The sequence below is a fragment of the Methylobacterium aquaticum genome (genome assembly GCF_001043915.1).
GTDB classification, from domain to species: domain Bacteria; phylum Pseudomonadota; class Alphaproteobacteria; order Rhizobiales; family Beijerinckiaceae; genus Methylobacterium; species Methylobacterium aquaticum.
On sequence record NZ_LABX01000064.1, the window covers coordinates 1 to 20,084 of the forward strand.

A 20,084-nucleotide genomic window follows, 5' to 3' on the forward strand; every position below is an offset into this window, starting at 1 on the left:
CGCTGAAGCGGCCGCTCTGAGATTATCGGGGCAGAGAGAAATGAAAGGCAACGATTCCGATGTGCGGTGTAGCGTCTGTACTCGGCTGTCGGGCCAAGAGACGTGCACTCAGCCCGAACGAAGCGATAGACGCCGTCGGGCAGCGAGCCGCGCCGCCCGAACGCGATCTGATCGGCCAGCGCGCCGGGTCAGATGCCCTGGCCGCCGGATACTTCGATGCGCTGAGCATTCACCCAACGGTTGTCCTCGGACAGCAAGCCGGCGATCATCGGCCCGATATCGTCCGGCACGCCCGCTCGACCGAGTGCGGTCATGTCGGCAAAGAGCCTGTTGATCTCGGGATTATCGCGCACCGCGCCGCCACCGAAATCCGTCTCGATGGCGCCGGGCGCAACCGTATTCACGGCGATGCCCCGCCCACCGAATTCCTTGGCCATGTACACCGACAGCACCTCGACGGCGCCTTTGACCGCTGCGTAGGCGGCGTAGCCCGGGAAGGCGACGCGGGTCAGGCCGGAGGAGAGGTTCACGATGCGTCCGCCATCGGCGATGAACGGCAGGAGCGCCTGCGTGAGGAAGAACACGCCCTTGAGGTGCACGTTGACGAGATCATCGAACTGCGCCTCCGACATATCCGAGATCAGGGCGTACTCGCCGTGACCGGCGTTGTTGACGAGGTGGTCGAAGGTTTCGCGGCTCCAGTTCTCGCGCAGAGCCGCACGCAGGTGCTCGGCGAACGGCGCGAACGCGGCGACATGGCCGGTGTCGAGCGGAAGCGCGATCGCCTTGCGGCCCAGAGCCTTGATCTGCGCAACGACAGCAGCAGCGTCCTCGGCGCGGCTGCGATAAGTCAGGACGACGTCGTAGCCACGTCGGGCGATGCTGATCGCCGTGTTGCGGCCGAGGCCGCGGCTGCCGCCGGTCACGAGTGCAATCTTCGTCATGATTTGGCTCCAAAGAGTGACGCCAGAGTTATAGGGAATCGCGCCGTCCAGTGTTGCCGAAAGCTCGGAGATTTTTGCCTATTTCTCCGAAGGTTTGTGCGATTTGGAAGGGATACTGCTGGAGTCACCTTATGACAGCACTCCTAGACGCCGTTCGACGCCACGCAAAAGTCCACGCCGACGAGAGCGGCATCGGACGGACGCCGGTCCCCGGCCTGACGACGGTGCGTGCCACCGCGCCAAGCGGCCTCGCCTACGCAGTGTCGCGGCCACTCGTGTGCCTCGTGGTGCAAGGGGCGAAGCACGTGACGATGGGCGCGCAAGACTTCATGTTCTCGGCGGGTGACTCGCTCCTGATTACCGCGGACATGCCGATGACGAGCCAGATCACGCGGGCGAGCGAGTCTGCACCTTACCTGGCCGTGGTTTTGGAACTCGATGTCGGCTTGGTGGCAGAGCTGGCAGCGCAGATGGGAGCGGTTGGCGTTGCCGCGCCGGTGCCGGCGCGCATCGACCGAACCGAGATGGAGGTCGCCGACACCGCGCTGCGGCTGATGCTCCTCCTCGATCGTCCCGCCGCCGTGCCCGTGCTCGGGGCGCAGCTCGTGCGCGAGATGCATTACTGGCTCCTCACAGGCCGGCACGGCACCACGATCCAGCAACTGGGCTGGTCCACCACTCCACTCGGACGCGTCGCGCGCGCGATTGCAATGCTGCGTACGGATTTTGCGCGTCCCCTGCGGGTCGAGTGCCTGGCAGAGGTTTCGGGAATGAGCCTATCCTCGTTTTATCACCACTTCCGCGTCGCGACCTCGCTGTCACCGCTGCAGTTCCAGAAGCAGCTCCGTCTGATCGAAGCGCGCCGGCTGATGACGGAGGATCACATGCCGGCGAGTCGCGCAGCCTTCGCGGTCGGCTACGAGAGCGTGCCGCAATTCACCCGTGAGTATGGCCGCATGTTCGGTCTGCCGCCCGGGCGCCACGTGCGGGAGGCCAGGTGCGGCGAGCCGGGGCCGCTTGGGCGGCTGTTTCGGTGAGCGCTCGGCGCGACCAACCCGAGACGACCGGGGGCGATGTCGCGCCCGCCAGGCGACGCCATCCGCAGATGAACGCCGTCACGGCTGTTAGATGTTGCTGGAAAATTGACTTGAAAGAGCGCATCGCCAGCCTGTGCGGCGCTTGATCCGGACCAGTTTGCGAAATGAGACAACGACCACGCAGCGGTCGCCTGAAGCGATCAATCGAAACCACTGTGAAGAGGGATGGTCGCCATGGAAGGGACTTCGCCGGTGCTCTGGCAGATCGACGCGCGCGGGGTCGCGCGGGTGGAGTTCAATCGGCCTCACGTCAACAATGCCTATGACGGCGCACTCATCGACGGCATCCTCGCCACGCTCAACGCGCTCTCGACGGCAGCAGGGTTGCGCGCCGTGGTGCTCTCCGGCCGGGGCCGCCACTTCCAAGCCGGTGCCGATCTTCAATGGATCCGCCAAGTGCGGGAGCAGGACATGGCGGCGAACGTTCGCGCCTCGCGCATGACGGCGGAGGCGATCCGGCGCCTGGGCGCGGTGTCCGTGCCGACGATCGCTCTCGTGCAAGGAGCCTGCTTCGGCGGTGGCACAGGCATCGTGGCAGCCTGCGACGTGGTCGTGGCGGCCGAGAACGCGGTCTTCTCGATCGCAGAAGTACGCTGGGGCCTCACGGCGGCGATCATCATTCCACAATTGAGCGATGCGATCGGTGTGCGGCAGGTTCGCCGCTACGCCGTTACCGGCGAGCGCTTCGATGCCAAAGAGGCACGGCGCATCGGCCTCGTTCACGAGGTGGTACCGCCGGGCCAGCTTCTGGAAACCGGTGAGCGCGTCGTCGGTCACGTGCTCGAGAACGGCCCCGAGGCGATCCGCGAGACCAAGTCCATCACGTGCGACGGCGAGCGGAAGCCGCTGACCGCAGAGCAGTTCGACGCGCTGATCATTGGCCACGCGGCGAAGCGATGCTCCGAGGAAGCGGGAGAAGGTCTTGCCTCCTTCGTCGAGAAGCGGGAAGCCTCGTGGGTGACGCACCATGCCCGCCGGAATGACGCTACATAAATATCAATGGCCTAAGCTCGACTTTGACCAATCGACGCCCCGTTACCTATGTAGAGCCTGCACCCACGAGTCAGGATCCGTTCGCGTCCTGCTTCCCATAACGTCCAAGGGCAAAACCGACTTGTTACTGTAAGGAGGGAGTTCCCCGGTGAGCGATTGCTCGGCGGGTCCGATGGGGACTTTCGCCATGTCGCATCGACGAGGTGAGAGTACAAAACTCACTCGGCGCGTCCAGCCTCGCCGGAGGAGGCCACCAACAGGCACTGGCCGATTGGCCAAAGTCGAGCTAAGATGCTGACGCATCAGGCCGGGGTTAGCCGGTCGACCCCATGATAGGGGTCCACGCCGGTGCCGAGAACACACCCAAAGCCGAGGCTTACGATTCTACGAGAACGGAAGGTCGGCAGGCCAATCGCCGCTCAGGCCGCCTTACCGATCGTACCATGCTCCGGCGTGCCTCGTATCTGGTCGGAGATCACATCGCGGATCAACTCACGGATCCTTGTCGATTGCGGCCGTTCCCGGTGCGACAGCATGTAGGCGTTGCGCGTCAGGGTCGGGCCGACGATCTTCCGGATCCGAAGGCGATTCTGATCACACTCACGCTTGACCACGGCGTAAGGCAGCACGGTCGCGCCCTCCCCATCCTCCACCAGGTTCTTGACGATGTTCATCGAAGGCAGGACGCCGCGGATGTGCAACCGAATCCCGGCGACGGCCGCCTCTGACTGAAGCTTGTCCACCAGGCGGCGGGTGAGGAGCGGGTCGGCGACGAAGAGCGGCATGTCTGCGAGGTCCGCGAAGTCGATCGGGCGACCGATCGCCGGCTCGTTCGGAACGGCCGGCTGAACGAGATAGAGGGCCTCCTCGAGGACGACCTCGCGATCGATCTTCGGCCCGACTGGCCCTTCGCATGCGATCGCGAGATCAATCTCGCCGTCCGCCACCCAGTCGCTAAGGTATTTCGAGGGCGCCTCCGTGAGGTCCAGGCGCAAGCCGCTCTGGCTTTCCGCGACCCTCTGCGACAGGGACACGGAGAGCATGGCGGCGAGGCTCGGTGCCATCCCGATCCGCACGGCCTTCGGGCTTTCGGCCTGTGTTTCGCGAACGGCACGAACGGCTGTGTCGACCCCGGTCAGGATCGACTCGGCATGCTTCAGAAGGAGGGAGCCCTGCGGGGTGAGGGCGACTCCGCGCGAGTGGCGGGTGAGCAAGGCGACGCCCAGCTCTTCCTCAAGGTTTTTGATCTGAAGACCGAGGGCGGGCTGGGTAAGGCACAACACGTTGGCGGCCCGCGAGAAACTGCCCAATTCGGCGATCTTGCGGAACGAGCGAAGCTGGCGGAGTTCCACGGCCCGATCTCCCTCTCTGCCACGATCCTGCATCAGGCGTGTCGGTCGGGGCAAGCACGCAGCAATTTCGGTGCCGAGCCGCACGCATTCCCGCCATGCCGCGCGGGCGTCAGGCGGGGGGCCGCGGCGAGAATTCCACGCCGAGATCCCACCACAGGCCGGCCATGAGGCCAAGGCCCTCGCGGAACAGCGAGCCGAGCCCGTGCTCGTCCGGTCCGTGCTGGCTGCAGCCGCCATAGGAGAACGGCAGCCAGAGGACGGACGTGCCGAGTTCTTGCCGAAAGAGTTCCGATGGGCCGGAGGCGCCGATATTGGGCACGAGGTTCGGCGGGCGACCCGATGTCCGCGCGAAGGATCGCACGACCCGGTCGACCCAGGGATCGTTGAGCGGAGTTCGCGAGGCTGGGAAGGCGTCGCGCTCCTGCACGGCAACAACCCGCACTTGGGGGAAGCCCTGCGCGTCGAGATGCGACCGCAGCGCGTCGACAAGTCCATCCGCCGCGACATCGACCGTGTGGCGCACCTGGATTCGGGCGCGGGCTGTGCCGGAGACGGCGTTCACGGGCGCATCGGGTTGCCCGGAGACGCTCGCCAGCACGACGGCGCTCGTCCACATGAAGATCCGCTCGGCGCGGGAGAGGCCCGGCTCGCCCCAGCCAGGGTCGGGCTGCGGTGCGCCGGCCACCTCGTCCACGGCGATCGCAGCACAGGCCCGTCGCACGTCCTCGGGGATGTCGGTCGGCGTCCAGCCCGGGACCATGATGCGTCCGTCGCGGGAGATGATGCTGGCGATGGCGTGCGACAGCACCACCGCGGGATCCATCAGCAGACCGCCCCAATGACCGGAATGGTGGCCGCCTTCGCGCAGGTCGACGACGAGATCCATGGCGACGCCGCCGCGGGTGCCGAGCGTTACCTCCGGGATGGTGGCCGACTGGCGCAGGCCATCGAGCGCGATGAAGACGTCGGCCGCACAAGCCTCGTGATGCCGTTGGAGGATGCCCCGAAGTCCGGGCGATCCCGCTTCCTCGCCCGTCTCGACGAAGATCTTCACGTTGAAGCCGAGCCGCCCGCGCACCGCGATGACAGCGCACAGCGCCTCAATCGCGAGGAGGTGCTGGCCCTTGTTGTCGACGACGCCCCGACCGTAAATGCGGTCGCCCTCGACGGTGACCGTCCACGGATCGAGCCCGGCCCGCCAACGCTCCGGCATGGCGCGGACGACGTCACCGTGGCCGTAGACCAGCACGGTCGGGAGGGACGGGTCCTCGATGCGGGTCGCGAGCATCACCGGCCCGTGCTCGGGATCCGGATTGTCCAGGAGCGCGACGGAGAAGCCCTCCCGCTCGACCATCGGTCCCAGCACCTCGGCGCAATAGCGCACGAGATCGTCCCGGTGCTCGGGGGGATGGCTCTCGGTCGGCACGGCGACGAGGGTCGCGAGCCGATCGAGAAAGGTTCCGTCGTCGAAGGAACAGCGGGCCTTCGCGATGGCGGCGTCGCGGGACGGGTCCGTGAGGGGTGTGTCTCCTGCCTCTTTCATCGGCGAACTCCGTCGGCGACTGGTGCCAAGGCCGAGAGTTCGTCAGCGAGGTCCGGGCCCTGCGAGCGCTCGCCGCGCTCGACGGCCCCGATCAGCGCAGCCAAGGCCTCGAGCAGCGTCATCGGCAGGCCCTGGCGCTGCGCCGCCGCCCGGATCGGGACGAGCTGCGCGCCGACCTCCGTCGGGCGCTTGCGGACCGCGAGGTCGCGCCAGATGCCGCTATGCGTCTTTCCCGTATCGCGGTTGAAGGCTGCGAGCGCGTCGAGGCTCGCATTCATGGCCGTTGGGTCGTCCGCCAGGAACGCGGCGGGCTCGAAGGTGTCGAAGCCGCGGGGTCGGGCGCCTTCCGCGACCGCAATTCGCAGCAGCTCCTGCACGAGCGCGACGACCAGCGGGCGGCGGATCGGATCGGCGATGAAGTCGGCGATCGTGTCGTTCGTCAGCGCGGAGGCGCTCAGCACGGCCGCATAGGCCATCTTGCCCCAGAGAAACCCGAAGATGTCGTCGCTCACCAGCGTGTGCGGCTCGAACGGCAGGAGCAGCTCGCGCAGGGCCTCGATCCGCCGCGTCCGCATGCCGTCGAGTTCGCCGATCGCCACCGTGCCGCGCAGTCCGTAGCTGATGTGGCCGGGCCCGAGATAATCGCCGGCGAAGTTGACGAAAGCGCCGATGGTCCGATCCCGTCCGACGATCGCGGCAATGGCCGGCTCGTTCAGTCCGTTCTGGCAGGACACCACGTAGCCGTCGGGTGCGAGATGCGGCAGGAGGGCGGTTGCGGCGCTCTCGGTGTGCTGCGACTTGACCGCCAGGAGAATGGCGTCGAACGCTCCCTCAAGGCTGTCCGGCGTCGCCGCCGCGACCGGAACGGTGAAGCCGCCCAGTGGCCCTTCGATCGAGAGGCCGTGACGCGTCATGGCATCGACGTGCTCCCGCACGAGGTCGACCAGGACGACGTCCGTCCCGGCACGCGCGAGATGCGCCCCGATCGTACCGCCGATCGCGCCCGCGCCCCAGATGCAGACGCGCCCGCTCACGAACGGCCTCCGTCGACCGAGATGACCTGTCCGGTGATCCAGGACGCCTGTACGCTCGCGAGGAAGACCACCGCATGCGCGATGTCCTCAGCGGTGCCGAGACGGCCGGTATTCAATCCGGCAAGGACCTGCGCCTTCTTCTCAGCGCTCCAGCCGTCCCATTGACGCTGCGAATCCGGGTTGGACAGAATGAAGCCCGGGGCGACCGCATTCACCGTAACGCCGGCGGCGGCGAGGCCGACAGAAAGCTGCTTCACGAGACCATTCACCGCGTGCTTGGCGGCCGTGTAGCCGTGCAGGCCCGTGAGGCTGGCGCGCAGGCCGGCCCCGGACGAGACGACCACGATCCGTCCCCAGCCGGCCTGCGTCATCGCAGGAGCCGCCGCCTGGGCCAGCCAGAGCGCGCTCTTGACGTTGGCGGCCATGAGCCGGTCCCAGCCCTCGTCGGAGATGGCCTCCAGGGGCGTGCCGGCGAGTCCCGCGACACCGCCCGCCGCGAGCGCCAAGACATCGAGCCGACCCTCTGCGGCGACGATCGACCGAACGAGGCCGTGGGCCGCCTCGCGGTCCGACAGGTCCACGGCATGGGCCGGAAGGCCCAACTCGTCACCGATCTCGACGACCCGCGTGTCCCGGTCGACGAGATGGACGCGTGCGCCCGCCCCGTGGAACGCGGCCGCCATCGCCTTGCCGATGCCCTGGGCCGCGCCACTGATAAGGGCGACTCGCCCGTCAAACCTGATGTCCATGTCCGATCCTCCGACGGGGCGGGTCAGCTGGGGTCTGCGAGGGCGATGCGCGCCGTCTCGAGTGCCGCCGCGATGCGGTTGAGGGCCCGACGAGCGGCGACACGCGCAAAGCGCGACGCATCGGTGCCCGGCTCCGTCGCCGCGAGTGCCCGGATCGGGTCGAGCACGGGGTAGGGGTCCTGTTTCAGCGCGGGGTCGGGCTCGAAGCGGTCGCCCCTCGTGTAGTCGAGTGGCACGAGGGCACGGCAGGCATCGATGAGGGCTGCGTTGGAGCAGCTCGTCTCTGGCGAGCCGGCAACCTGAATGCGGCGGGCGACCTCAGCGAGACCGCGCAGTGCCGACAGGAGGGCCGACAGGTCGAGCCGTCCCGCGAGATCGCTCTCCAGCCCGACGAGCGCCTTCTCGAGCGCCGTGACCTGCCGGGCGACGTCGAGCGGAAGGAGCGGGTCGGTGAGCAGGCGACCGATCGCGTGGACGTAGATGCGGGCATCGCGCACGAGGAGGTCCGGGTCGATCTTGTCCAGCGTGTCGTCGGGCGTGTGCCACCACCAGCCGAAGCCGGCTCCGTTGCGCGTGGCCGCGCCCCCGATCGCCGGGCCCATGACGCTCGGGCCTTTGCTGGCCGGCTGCTCGCCCATCGCCATGAACAGGGACGGAATGCCAATGCCCCAAAACGACTGATCGCCGGCGCGGCTCATGCGATGACCGATGAGCGTCTGCCCGCCTTGCCGCTCCACGGCTTCGGCAGCGACGCGGAACAGCTCGTGCGAGGAGAGCGCGTCGGTCAGCACCGTATTGCCCTTGGCACCGACTGAATCGACGTTGACGTGGGCGACGCAGCGCGCTTCCAGCTCGCCAAAACGCTCGTCGGCGTACCAAGCCGAGCCCGAGTAGCGGCCATGCGAATGACCGGACCAGAAGCAGAGACGCAGCCCTCGCACGAGCGCGTCGCGACGTGGTGCGAAGAGGCGTGCCACCTCCAGCATCGTGGCGTTGGCGCTGCCGTTGTCCATGACGCCGCGGTACCAAGTGTCATGGTGGCCAGAGAACAAAACGAACGTGTCGTCCGGCGCGTTCGGCGCGTCGAGATCGGCCTGCAGGATCGGCGTCTCGCGCCAGCCGGTCTCGACCTCCGCGAAGATCTCGGCCTCGAGCATCTCGCCGGCGATGATCCGCCGTTTCAATGCGTCCCCGTCTTCGTGCCGAATCGTGACGACGACTGTCCTCGGCAGGAGATCGCGCTGCGCCTCGGTCGGGCTACCCCAGACGGGCGAGATGCACATCTCGTAGAGGTGTTCGAGCGGGGAGACGTGGATCTGCCCGAGCGCGCCTGCCTGGGACGCCCGCAGGCTCGCGGCCGGGTTGGCGATGCCGTCCAGCAGCACGATCCGGCCCGCGACGTCGAGCCCGGTCAGGTCGCGGGAGCCGCCGCTCCCGGCATAAACGACGGGCGCGCGGAGGCCTGCCGGACCCGAAGGCTGCGAGAAGGACTGGGTGATGCAGTCGAGCCGGGTGCCGCCGACGAACAGCCGCGCCTTGCCCGGCAGGCTGATATAGGCGTCGTGCCCGATCAGCTCAGTGCGCCAGCCGAGTTCCGTCAGCACCTTGGCGAGATAATGAAAGCTTTCCCGCTCCTCGGACGATCCGGAAAGCTTCTCGCGCTCCGCGAACACGGCGAGGTGGCGCATCATCGCGCCGGCGTCGACGGCACGGCAGAGGTCCTCGATCAGCTGGCTCATCTGTCGCGCTCCATCCTACCAGGAATGCCGGCGCGAGGCGGGACGACGCCAGACACCTGCTCGTTCGAGGATAGGGAAGATCGGCGCAGCCCGGAGCAGCTCGGCGGATGACCAGACCGGCAGGCGGAAAAGGAGCCCGTTCAGCCCGAACTGCTTGTTAGCCGCGATGATCTCCTCGGCCACCTCAGCGGGAGTGCCAGCGAAGACGGGAAACTCGAGCGGCGCAGTCTTTTCGTGGCGCAGCTTGCCGATCTGCCCGGTCCACTTGCGGCCGGCCTCGTTGTCGAGGCTGGCCATCAGCTCTCCGTAAAGCGCTTTTGCCTCTCCCGGCTCGTCGCGGATCAGGAGGTCGGCGACCACCAGCGCCTCGGGCGCCCGATCCCGCCCGGCCTCAGCCGCATAGCGGGCAAGGTCAGCCTTGATCGACACCACGTCCGCAAGGGAGCGGGGAGAGGCGAACATGTAGTCGCAATGCCCGGCGGTGAAGCGGCGGCCGGCTTCAGAGGCGGCGGCGCAGACATAGACCGGGCGCTCGGACGGGTAGGGCCCCTTCATCCTGCCGTGCGCCCGGTAATGCGCGCCGGCATGCTCGGTGCGCCGCGAGCCGTCCCAGAGGGAGTCCATGATCGCGATGGTCTCCTCGGCCGCGGCATACATGGTCGAGCTGTCGGGGAGGTCCTCGAAGCCGAAAAGGCTCGCCTCGTAGTCCCGGTAGCCGTTGACGATGTTCCAGCCCCAGCGTCCGCCGCCGAGCCAGTCGAGATTCGCCGCGAAACGGGCGATGTGCGTCGGGTGGAAGAAGGTGGTGTGCAGGGTGGAGATGACGCCCAGATGCCGCGTCGCCATGAGCAGGGGCGCGGCGAGCATCAGCGCGTGCAGGCCCGGATCCTGGAAGCCGATGCGGGTGCCTTCCTCCGAGCTCGGCGCGTAGCCGTCGCCCAGCAACGTGAAGTCGAGCTGGACGGCCTCGCAGGCTTGCGCGAGCGCGAGGTGGTTCTCGAGCCGTAGCGGATCAGGATTCAGCGCCGAGATCTGCGCCGACGGCAGGAGCGTGCGCGTGCCCGGCCAAAAGATGCCGAACCGCATCGTCCCGTCCCAGCTCTTCGGCTTCCGGACTTGATCGAGACAGGGCAAGACGAGGTCGGGAATGGCGTGTGCAGACATCGTTTCCTCGGGAAGAAGTGACTTGGCCCCTCAACCGAGCATGCGGGCGAGGCCGACGGTTCGCTCGATCACCGCGACGGCGATCACCGACAGGATGATCAGCACGGTCGAGACGGCCGACACGGTCGGGTCGATGTTGATCTCGACGTAGTTGAACAGCGCGATCGGCAGCGTGTTGACGCCGGGTCCCGCGACGAAGAACGAGACGGTGAACTCGTCGAACGACATGATGAAGCCGAATACCGAGGCGGCCAGCAGACCGGGCGCCATCATGGGCAGAATCACGAGCCGCCCCACCTGCGATGGCCGTGCGCCGAGAACGAGGGAAGCCTCTTCCAATGCGACGTCGATGCCCCGGATGCTGCCCGCGAGGACACGCACCGCATAGGGGAGCGTCAGGATGACGTGCGCGACGAAGAGGCCAGAGATGTCGCCGATGAGGCCCATCGCGCCGAGGATCATGTTGAGCGCGATCGCGAGCACGATGGAGGGCACGATCAGCGGCGTCAGGAGGAGCAGCTCCACCAGTCCCCGGCCCGGGAAGCGGTATCGGACGAGCGCGTAGGCGGCGAGCGAGCCGATCACGATCGAGATCGTCGTGGCGACGGCGGCAACCATCGCGCTGATCCCGAAGCCGTGCAGGAAGCCGGGTGTCGTCGCCGCGCTCGCGAACCATTTCAGACTGAACCCGATCGGCGGGAAGCTGACGGAGACGTCATCGCTGAAAGCGGACGGAATCACGACGAGGATCGGCGTGATGAGGAACAGCATCACGAGGCCGACGAAGGCCCGCAGCAGGAAGCCCGTTAAGTCTCGGGCATGGGGCGCCGCCGCCATGCTCAGTGCTCCCCGAAGCGGCGGATGAGGCCGTTGTAGAGCGCGACGAGGCCGAGGGTGGAAACAGTGAGGAGAACCGCCGTGGTCGCGCCGGCCGGCCAGTCGCTCGCATCGACGACCTGTTCCTTGAGCACCGTCGCGAGGACAGAGACGTGCCCGCGCGACAGCCAGAGCGGCGTCAGGAAGACACCCGTCGACAGGCAGAAGACGATCACCGATCCCGCCGCGATGCCCTGCAGGGATAGAGGCAGCGTGACGAGACGGAAGGAGGTCGCGGGCGTTGCCCCGAGGAGGGCCGCGGCCTCGCGCAGGCTCGGATCGATGGCCCCGAGCGTCGAGGCGATCGACAGCACCATGAAGGGCAGGAAGATGTGCACCATGCCGGCCACGACCGACCAGTAGCTGCGCATCAGCGCAACGGGGCCTTTCGTCAGGCCGAGGGCTTGAAGGGCCTGGTTAATCACTCCCTCGTTGCCGAGCAGGATCGTCCATCCGAGCGCACGCACCACGATGCTGACCAGCAGCGGCGATAGCACGATGATGAAGGCGACGTATCTGTAGGAGGAGCGGCTGTAGACGAGGTACCAGGCCACCGGATAGCCGCACAGCACGCAGATCACGCTCACCATGAGCGAGAGATGAAAGGTCCTGATCCCGGCCTGGATCAGGTAGCCATCCTCGAAGAAGCGGACGTAATGTTCGAGTGTCGGCTGCGAACCCTCGCTCTGGGTCGAGATCCAGGCCATCGTGACGGTGGCGCAAACCATCGCGAGGCCCACGAGGCTCGCGGGGAGCAGGAGGAGCCCGAGGTTGAGGCGGGAGCGCCAGGCGCTCCGCGGCGAGGCGTGCTGGGCTGCGACGGCGCTCATGGGGTCAGTGCCGTCACGCTGGAGCGCGTCCAGGAGAGGACCACCTCGTCGCCCGCTTCGGGCGCCTGGACGGGCGTGCTGCGATTGGCGTTCGTCAGCAGCACGTCGACCGGTTGCGGCAGGCCGATGTCGACGTAGCAATGGGACACCGCGCCCGAATAGGCGACGTGCAGCACGCAGCCGCGCAGGGACCCTTCGTCGGAGGACGCCTTGCCGCTCGACAGGAACACGTTCTCGGGCCGGATGAAGAAGGAGAGCGAGGTATCGACCTCGGCCTGTCCCGCGACGATCGGGACTGCAATCATCGCCCCGTTCACGAGCCTGACCGATGCCGTTTCTGCCGTCCGGTCCACAACTTCGCCGCTGAAGAAGTTCGAGGTGCCGATGAAATCCGCGATGAAGGCGTTGCGGGGATCGCGATAGACCTCGTCGGGCGGCCCCGCCTGAACGACCTTCCCGGCATTCATGACGATGATGCGGTCGGAGAGCGTCAGCGCCTCCTCTTGGTCGTGCGTGACCATGACGGTAGTGATGCCGACGCGACGCTGCAGGAGCTTCAGCTCGAGCTGCATCTGCTCGCGGAGCTTGCGATCGAGCGCGCCGAGCGGTTCGTCGAGGAGCAGGAGCCGCGGACGGGTCACGAGGGCGCGGGCGATCGCAACGCGTTGGCGCTGGCCGCCGGAGAGCTGCTTGGGGAGACGTTCCGCGACGGCGCCGAGCCGCACCATCTCCAGAGCCTCGGCGACGGCCATCCTGCGCTCCGAGGCCGGTGCGCCGCGCACGCGCAGCCCGAACCCGACATTGTCGGCGACGCTCATGTGCGGGAAGAGCGCGTAGTTCTGGAAGACCATGCCGATGTTGCGCTGCCAGACCGGCAGGTCGTTCACGACCTCATCGCCGATCCGGATACTGCCTTCATCCGGTCGCTCGAGACCGGCGATCGCGCGCAGCACGGTGGTCTTGCCGCATCCGCTCGGGCCGAGAAGGCTGACGAACGAGCCGCGCTCGATATCGATCGACACGTTCTGCACGGCGACCACGTGGCCGAAGCGCTTCGAGAGGCCGGCAATGCCGACGGCGACCGGATCGTCCTGCGGATGGGTCGCGGCGGTGTTGAGGCTCTGCAGCATCAGACTTTCAGAGTCCGCTGGATGAGCTGCTGGATCTGCGCGAAGTTAGTGGCGATGTAGGTCGCATCGAGCCGGATCAGCTTGGAGCCGACATCCTCGGGCCTCACGATGGCCGGGTTGTCCCTCAGCTCGGCCGGGATGTGCAACGTGCCGATGGCCGGCGAGATCGCCGCCTGCGTCAGCCACGCCTCCTGGCATTCAGGCGAGAGCCACGTGTTGAGGTAGCGCTGCACCAGTTCCGTAACGAGCGGCGAGAAGCCCTCCACCGACTGGATCTGGTTCGACCACAGGGTTGCCCCTTCCTTCGGCAGGGCGAAGCGGACGTTCTTTCCTTGGAAGCGAGCTTGCTCGACCCAACCGCCCCAATGCGGCGCGAGCCAGACCTCGCCGCGATGGACCATGTCCTGCTCTGAGGTCGGTCCGGCGGACCAGACGCCGATGTTCTCGCGGTGCGGCGCCCAGGCCCTGATCCCGTCCTCGACCGAGGGTTTGCCGCCGCTCGCGACGGAAGCCATCGCATAGGCGTCGAAGTAGCTGTCGTACATCGACACCCGGCCCCGGTATTTCGGGTTCCAGAGGTCGGTCCAGGAGGTCGGCGCCTCGACCCGGTCGGGATTGTACATGATGCCGAAGGGCGTCTGCTGCACCGTCACGCCCTGGCTGTCGGGAATGCGCACGGCCTTCGGAACATGAACCGCGTTGGTCACGAATTGCGGATCAAGGGGCGCCCAGATCTTCGAGATCATGCCGCGCGCAGCGAAGAGGTCATTGAACATGCCCCCGCCGATCACCGGGTTCTTGCGCTGAGCGATCATTCTCGGGAAGGCGGCCGAATTGGTCGAGGTGTTCAGATCGATCGACACCTTCGGGTAGGCCTTGGCGAACATCGGGTTCGCAACCGCCCGCAGGGCGTCGCCCACCGGGCCGCCCTGGATCAGGATCGTGAGCTGCCCGGCGGTGTCGGCGGGAGCCGCAGCGAGCGCTTGCGCGAAAGCGAGAAAGGACGGTCCGGCAGCCCCGGCCGCCAGCATGCCGCGCAACAGCCTGCGGCGGTCCAGGCACGGCGTCAGGCGCCTGACGTCCTGTTCCTCGTAATCACTGTTCATGGCGGGCTCCAGAGTGTGGATGCGAAAGCGCGGTCAGCCTGCGGCGTTGTCGCGGGCGAAGCGGGCGATCTCCCCGTGGGTCGCGAACCACACGTCGCCGAGCGATTTCGCGTGCCGGATCAGCTCGTCCACGATCCAGATGCGGGAGCGATACGCGATGATGTGCGGGTGCATCGTCAGCTCGAACAAGCCGCCTTCGGCATGAGCCGCGTCGAGCTCACGGCGGAAGATGTCGAGAACGTCGGTGGGCGGAGTATAGGGGCGTAATCCTTGCGCCCGGTTCATCATAAAGTAGACGGCGTCGTCGCGAACCCACTCGAACGGCACTTCGACGATCCCGGTCGGCGTCCCGTTCAGGACGAGTTCGTAGCAATCCTCGTCTGCACTGAGCGACGAATCGTATTCGAGTCCGAGCTCACTCATGAGAGCCAACGTGTTCTCGCTGAAATCGGCGGAAGGGCAGCGCAGGCCGTAGGGCCGGGCTCCGGTGATCTGCTCGATCGTGTCGAGGGAGCGCCGCATGAGGTCGCGCTCGTCCGCTTCGGGAAGGATCGAGTTCAGCTCGTGGATCCAACCGTGGATGCCGATCTCGTGCCCCGCTCCGACGATCTGACGCTGCTCTTCGGGATGGAGGAGCGCGACGACGGCCGGCACGTAGAAGCTCGCCCGGACGTCGTGCCGCTCGAGAAGCGACAGGATCCGCGGGATGCCGACCCGGTTACCGAACTGGCCCCAGGCCAGACGCCCGATCGAGCGGCCGCCCTCGCGCAGCTCACTGGTCTCGTGATCGGAGTCGAACGACAGGGCAACCGCGCAGCGGGCGCCGCCCCTCCAGGTCTTCGGCTTCAGCGCGCGTCCGGCGCGGCAGCGCTCGACGAGTGCTCGCCATTGTTGCTCTGGCCATTGCCAAGGCTCCGAACCATTCGCGCTCATGGACAACCCGCGCCAGCGATTTCGATCGAGAGTGATCGTTGCCGATGCACAAGCGTCGTGTCGAATGAAAAATTCTGTATTCAGCTATAAGTTTGTCTTATATTCCATGAATTTATTGTCATGGGTGTGTGGTTTTTCATTGACGAGCGTAATATTTTGCGACAGTCCATAGCGAGACATCAGCCGTTCCTCGCGTGGCTCGAAGCCTTGCTCTCAACGGAATGTGCGAACAGCCGGAGGATCGCTACCGATGTCCGTGAGGAAGCCGCGCATTCGAGACGGATCGATGCGCTTCGGCCTGTTCTGGCCCAAGGCTGCGACCATGTTGCCCTCGCGGAAGATGGCGCAGCGCAACCCGAACGTTCTCGACCTCGACAATCACTTAGCCCTCGCGCGGGTCTGTGAGGAGGTTGGCCTCGACCTCGTGCTCCTTGGTGACGGTTATGCCCCGAGTTCCGACGAGGGAAGCAGCTTCGGCTTCCAGGATCCGTCGCTTCATGCCCTCGTCCTCGCTGCTCCCCTGATCCAGGCGACGACGCATCTCGGAGTGATCTCAACCCTCCACGTTCCGTTCTTCGCACCCGTTCAAATCGCCCGTTTCGGTTCGCATTTCGATTGGCTGAGCGGCGGGCGCTGGGGCTGGAACGTCGTCAACGGCTACCGCGACTACGAGGCGCGCCTCTTTGGCATCGAGCAGATGCTCGATGGTCCGACACAATATGAGGCGGCTGACGAAGCGTTGCACATCATTACCAGCGTCTGGCGCGACAAGGGGATCGTCGACTTCTCCGGGAAGCACCTGCGCGCGAGCGGAAAGATGCGGGGTCCGTTTCCTCCGGAGAAACCGGCGCTCGTTTGCGCGGCCGCTTCGGAGCGCGGCCGCCGATTCACGGCCGAGCACTGCGACTACCTGTTCGCATCGCCTCCGACATTGGCCGCCCTGCCCGAGGTGCGCGCGTCGCTCGCGCGCCATGCCGGCGCCGTCGAGCGCGATACGCCGGAGATCTTGGTTGTCGCCGACGTACTGGTGCGGGATCGGCCGGACGAAGCCGCAGATCTCATGCAGGAGCTGATGAGCGATATCGGCGGCGACGCCGGAGATCGATGGGCAGCACAGATGGCGCTCCTGCGAAAGGACAGCACGTCGCCTGGCCGCTTCCCGGCATTCGCCGGAACGCCGAACGAGGTCGCTCAGCAGATCCTGTCTGCGCGCGAGCAATGGGGACTGAACGGGATCCTGTTCAGGCTGCCGCTCTGGGCGCCGGAGGAGATGGCACGCGTCGGACCGGTGCTAGCCCTGCTGGAGGATGCCGGCGTCTGGGTCGCGCCAGAGCGCCGGTCTTATTGCTGGTAGTGATGGCGCGCGATTCCAGGTTGTAAAAGGAGGGTGCCGGTGAACAGCAACGAAGTTCTGCTGGAGTGGGGCGATCCGCAAAACGATCCGCGGGCATTCAGACGCACTCTGGGACATTACGGGACAGGCGTTGCCGTCATTACTGCCCAAGGCGAGGCTCATCCGGTCGGCGTCACGGTGAATTCCTTCGCTTCCGTGTCGCTCGACCCACCGCTCGTACTGTGGTCTCCCGCCAACACCTCCACGTCCTTGCCTGCTTTCCGCAAGGCCCCGGGCTTCGCCGTGAACGTGCTGGCGTCGCATCAGGCCGAGCTATCGAGTAGGTTCGCGAAATCGGGCGGCGACAAGTTCGCCGATCTGGAGCACGAGGTCGGCCGGCACGGCGCGCCGCTGCTCCCGGGTTGCATCGCGCGTCTGCAGTGCCGGCGAGAGACCGAGTTCCCTGGCGGCGACCACACGATCATGATCGGGCGTGTCGAGCATTTCGAGCGGTTCACGGGCACGCCTCTGATCTTCGCTCAGGGCCGGTATGGCGTTCCGCTCGACAATCCCGAGCTGGACAGCGAGATCGCTCCGCTCAACGCGGAGGCGAGACCCTACACGTTCCTGACGCTGCTCCGGCGAGCCTATCTGGCGCGATCTGCCGCCTTCAGGCAGGAGGCGGCATCTGCCGGGCTCACGGTGAACGAGAGCCGCATCATCTATCATCTCGACGCGAACGGGCGTCTCGAAATCCCTGCCCTGGCCCGTGCCGCGCTTCTCGACTCGGCGAGCGTCGAGGACGCGGTCCGAACGCTCAGCGCGCGTGCGATGGTGCGGCGGGAGGAGGACGGCAGCTTCGTCAACACCGAGGCCGGCACGGCCGTCAACTCGGCGCTTCGGGAGGTCTCGGCCGTCTCCGAGTCGGATCAGCTCTCCGAACTCTCGCGGGAGACCATCGACGGCGCAAGGGCTGTTCTTGAGGCGTTCGCTCGCGTGTCTCCGAAAACGTGATGCCCGAGTTGATCCTCCATCGGCGTTGCGGGCACCCCTGATACGCTCGTTGCGGGCCCGGGAGGTGGTCGATCGCTGAGGCGCGACACAAGTTCATGGCCGCGTCCAAACGCGAGACGGCGGTGGTCCTGCTCGGGACGAGCGGTCGGTCGGTCAGGGGGCTGCGTCGGTGCCGTCGCGGTCGGGTGAGCGGATGTGACCGTCCGCGTCGCTGCCGACACGAGGGGCGTCGGAGCGGTCTCCTGCGCCGCTTCGAGGGCAGGAGGGTCTCCCGGAGAGCCGCCGCCTCGGCATCCGCCGGCCAGTCGTGACGCCTGCTGGCGCCTGTGATCACCGCCGGGCGGCGCGGCTCAAATCCATGCTCAAGTCGATGTGTGGCAAGTCCATGTGCGGCCGGCAGCTGCGATGCGACTGCTGATGCGCCCGCGCCGCTCGTTGCCGCCGCTGCGGTGCGGCGGCGGTGCAAGACCGAGACAGGCCGCAATCGGCCGGCCGGAGCGAAAAGCGCTGGACCGAGAGCACTGCCGCCGAGACGGCGCTGGCCGTGATCGGCCCGATAGCGAGGATTGTCAGGAGGTGGCGGACAGCACCACACCGGGCTGCCCGATCCCAGCCGCCGACCTGAGTACCGACCTATCGTTCAATATTCCACATGATCGGCAGGCCAAAATCGATCACACCCTTAAGTTCACTGCGCCAGGCGGCCGGGCTCTGGAACTGGCCGGCGATCAGGTACGTCCCATCGTCGAGAGCGGCCTGCTGCATCGTGGCTGCGATCGCTTTACGCTTTTCAGGATCGCGCTCTGCCTCAAAGGCTGACAGAGCACGGCCGAGCGCCTCGCCGCAATACGTGTAGGGCGCGCCGCCCGTGCAGTTGTACGCGGTCCCGGGATTGCCGAGCGGATTGACCATGTCGAAGCCGGGATAGACCACGGGCACCAGCGCCCAGCCGCCTTCGTTCTGCGGCTTCTTCGTGATCCAGCGGGAGGCGATCGACGACCAGTCCTGAGTCTGGATGTCGAGGTTGAAGCCGGCGCGCTTCAGCTGGTCGGCCATGACGGTGCCGATCGGATTGAGCAGCGCGGAGTCGCCCGGGAGCAGGAAGACGACCTTTTCGTTCTTGTAGCCCGCTTGCTTGAGGAGATCCCGCGCCTTCTCGATCCCCGTCCCGACTTGCGCAGCACCGGACGTCGTCGCGTAGTAGGTCCCGCAGACGAACAGGTTGGCGCAACCGGGGTCACCCGCGCCCGGCTGGAGGCCGAGCCCGTCGAGGATCTCCGACCGGATCATCGCGGCGGCGGCGGCCTGGCGGATCCTGACGTTGTCGAAGGGAGCCTGCGTGTGATTCACGGTGAGGGCTGCGACCATCTGGGCCGGCCCTCCCGCCTTCGCGAGCGTGATGTTGCGGTTCTTGCCAAATCGTTCGATGAAATCGAGCGGGACGTATTCGAGGTAGTCGACCTCATTCGCCTGCAGGGCGGCGGCGCGTGTCGCCAGGTCCGGCATGGTGATGAGTTCGGCGCGCTCCACCTTGACGACCTTGCCGCCGGCGAGCCCGTCCGCCGGCTCGGCGCGCGGCACGTAGTTGGGGTTGCGCCGGAAGGTCGCCTTTTCTCCCGGCATCCACTCTTCCTTGACGAAGACGAAGGGACCCGAGCCGACGATCTCTTTGACGGGGGTCGTAGGCGGGGTGGCGCTCGCGATCCGTGCCGGCATGATGAAGGGTACCTGAACGCTCGGCTTGCCGAGCGCGTCGATGACGAGACCGAAAGGCCTGGCGAGCTCCAGCACGAAGGTCTTGTCGTCGATGGCGCGCATCTCCTTCGTGGCAGCGATCAGACGACGGCCGAGGCCGTCACGGCCACCCCAGCGCCTGATCGAGGCGATGCAGTCCTCGGCGGTCACCGGCGCGCCATCGGAGAACTTGAGGCCGGAGCGAAGCGTGAATGTGTAAGTAAGGCCGTCGTCGCTGGTCGTCCAGCCTTCCAGCATCTGCGGCCGGTACTGGCCCTTGCTGTCCATGGCGATCAGGGTATCGAAGACCATGTACGCGAAGTTGCGCGTGACGAAGGACGGACCGGCGACCGGATCCAGCGTCTGCAGCCCGACATTCAGAACGAGGCGGAGCGGTCGGTCCGCTCGCTGGGCCCGGGCCGGGCCGGTCCAGGTTCCCGCGATCGTGGCCGCGGCCAGCGCAGTGACGAGCTTACGGCGAGACGTGAGCATGACATGATCCCCATTCTGATC

General features: G+C 66.7%; 17 protein-coding genes and 1 pseudogene. 4 read left to right on the forward strand and 14 right to left on the reverse strand.

The features are described from left to right. Window positions 1-188: 188 nt before the first annotated feature. Entirely contained in the window at window positions 189-944 is a 756-nt protein-coding gene (locus tag VP06_RS08880) for an SDR family NAD(P)-dependent oxidoreductase (RefSeq protein WP_048463427.1), read from the reverse strand. 131 nt (window positions 945-1,075) lie between these two features. Here VP06_RS08880 and VP06_RS08885 point away from each other — a divergent pair, with 131 nt between their 5' ends. Continuing rightward, window positions 1,076-1,981, forward strand: a complete 906-nt coding sequence (locus tag VP06_RS08885) for an AraC family transcriptional regulator (RefSeq protein WP_048463428.1) — start codon at window positions 1,076-1,078, stop codon at window positions 1,979-1,981. A 234-nt stretch (window positions 1,982-2,215) separates the two neighbouring features. Next, window positions 2,216-3,034, forward strand: a complete 819-nt coding sequence (locus tag VP06_RS08890; protein ID WP_048463429.1) for an enoyl-CoA hydratase-related protein — start codon at window positions 2,216-2,218, stop codon at window positions 3,032-3,034. Between the two features lie 419 nt (window positions 3,035-3,453). Here the strand turns inward: VP06_RS08890 and VP06_RS08895 are convergent, their stop codons facing one another. The 11 genes from VP06_RS08895 to VP06_RS08945 form a co-directional block, all read right to left on the reverse strand. Further along, entirely contained in the window at window positions 3,454-4,386 is a 933-nt protein-coding gene (locus tag VP06_RS08895; protein ID WP_048463430.1) for a LysR family transcriptional regulator, read from the reverse strand. Window positions 4,387-4,495: 109 nt separating this feature from the next. Beyond that, window positions 4,496-5,929, reverse strand: coding sequence for a M20/M25/M40 family metallo-hydrolase (locus VP06_RS08900; RefSeq protein ID WP_048463431.1), 1,434 nt, complete (start codon window positions 5,927-5,929; stop codon window positions 4,496-4,498). After that, the gene (locus VP06_RS08905) at window positions 5,926-6,963 is read right to left on the reverse strand and encodes a ketopantoate reductase family protein (protein ID WP_048463432.1); all 1,038 of its coding nucleotides are present in this window, start codon (window positions 6,961-6,963) and stop codon (window positions 5,926-5,928) included. Before VP06_RS08905 ends, VP06_RS08900 begins: the two co-directional genes overlap by 4 nt. Beyond that, on the reverse strand, window positions 6,960-7,712 hold the full coding sequence (locus VP06_RS08910; protein WP_048463433.1) for an SDR family NAD(P)-dependent oxidoreductase: 753 nt from the start codon (window positions 7,710-7,712) through the stop codon (window positions 6,960-6,962). The genes VP06_RS08905 and VP06_RS08910 overlap by 4 nt, the downstream gene beginning before the upstream one ends. Before the next feature lie 23 nt (window positions 7,713-7,735). Beyond that, window positions 7,736-9,451: a M28 family peptidase gene (locus tag VP06_RS08915; RefSeq protein WP_245291109.1), complete on the reverse strand. Its 1,716-nt coding sequence runs from the start codon at window positions 9,449-9,451 to the stop codon at window positions 7,736-7,738. A gap of 15 nt (window positions 9,452-9,466) precedes the next feature. Continuing rightward, window positions 9,467-10,615, reverse strand: coding sequence for an LLM class flavin-dependent oxidoreductase (locus VP06_RS08920; RefSeq protein ID WP_082167279.1), 1,149 nt, complete (start codon window positions 10,613-10,615; stop codon window positions 9,467-9,469). Between the two features lie 30 nt (window positions 10,616-10,645). After that, a complete protein-coding gene (locus tag VP06_RS08925) occupies window positions 10,646-11,452 on the reverse strand; it encodes an ABC transporter permease (RefSeq protein ID WP_048463435.1) in 807 nt (268 codons plus the stop codon). 2 nt (window positions 11,453-11,454) lie between these two features. Beyond that, complete coding sequence (locus tag VP06_RS08930) at window positions 11,455-12,321, reverse strand: ABC transporter permease (protein WP_048463436.1); 867 nt, start codon at window positions 12,319-12,321, stop codon at window positions 11,455-11,457. Next, entirely contained in the window at window positions 12,318-13,451 is a 1,134-nt protein-coding gene (locus VP06_RS08935; protein WP_048463437.1) for an ABC transporter ATP-binding protein, read from the reverse strand. The genes VP06_RS08930 and VP06_RS08935 overlap by 4 nt, the downstream gene beginning before the upstream one ends. Next, window positions 13,451-14,371, reverse strand: a complete 921-nt coding sequence (locus tag VP06_RS08940) for an ABC transporter substrate-binding protein (RefSeq protein ID WP_197093163.1) — start codon at window positions 14,369-14,371, stop codon at window positions 13,451-13,453. Before VP06_RS08940 ends, VP06_RS08935 begins: the two co-directional genes overlap by 1 nt. A gap of 219 nt (window positions 14,372-14,590) precedes the next feature. Further along, the gene (locus VP06_RS08945; RefSeq protein ID WP_048463439.1) at window positions 14,591-15,490 is read right to left on the reverse strand and encodes a polysaccharide deacetylase family protein; all 900 of its coding nucleotides are present in this window, start codon (window positions 15,488-15,490) and stop codon (window positions 14,591-14,593) included. A gap of 286 nt (window positions 15,491-15,776) precedes the next feature. On the opposite strand from VP06_RS08945, the gene VP06_RS08950 reads away from it, so the two are divergent. Both VP06_RS08950 and VP06_RS08955 read left to right on the forward strand, forming a co-directional pair. After that, window positions 15,777-16,844, forward strand: a complete 1,068-nt coding sequence (locus tag VP06_RS08950; RefSeq protein ID WP_048463440.1) for an LLM class flavin-dependent oxidoreductase — start codon at window positions 15,777-15,779, stop codon at window positions 16,842-16,844. Window positions 16,845-16,883: 39 nt separating this feature from the next. Then, complete coding sequence (locus VP06_RS08955; protein WP_197093164.1) at window positions 16,884-17,837, forward strand: flavin reductase; 954 nt, start codon at window positions 16,884-16,886, stop codon at window positions 17,835-17,837. A 362-nt stretch (window positions 17,838-18,199) separates the two neighbouring features. Here the strand turns inward: VP06_RS08955 and VP06_RS38940 are convergent. Together VP06_RS38940 and VP06_RS08960 are read right to left on the reverse strand one after the other, a co-directional pair. After that, window positions 18,200-18,334 (reverse strand): annotated as a pseudogene (locus tag VP06_RS38940) (transposase); the annotation flags it as partial. A gap of 136 nt (window positions 18,335-18,470) precedes the next feature. Further along, entirely contained in the window at window positions 18,471-20,063 is a 1,593-nt protein-coding gene (locus tag VP06_RS08960; RefSeq protein ID WP_053081612.1) for an ABC transporter substrate-binding protein, read from the reverse strand. Between the last annotated feature and the right edge of the window lie 21 nt (window positions 20,064-20,084).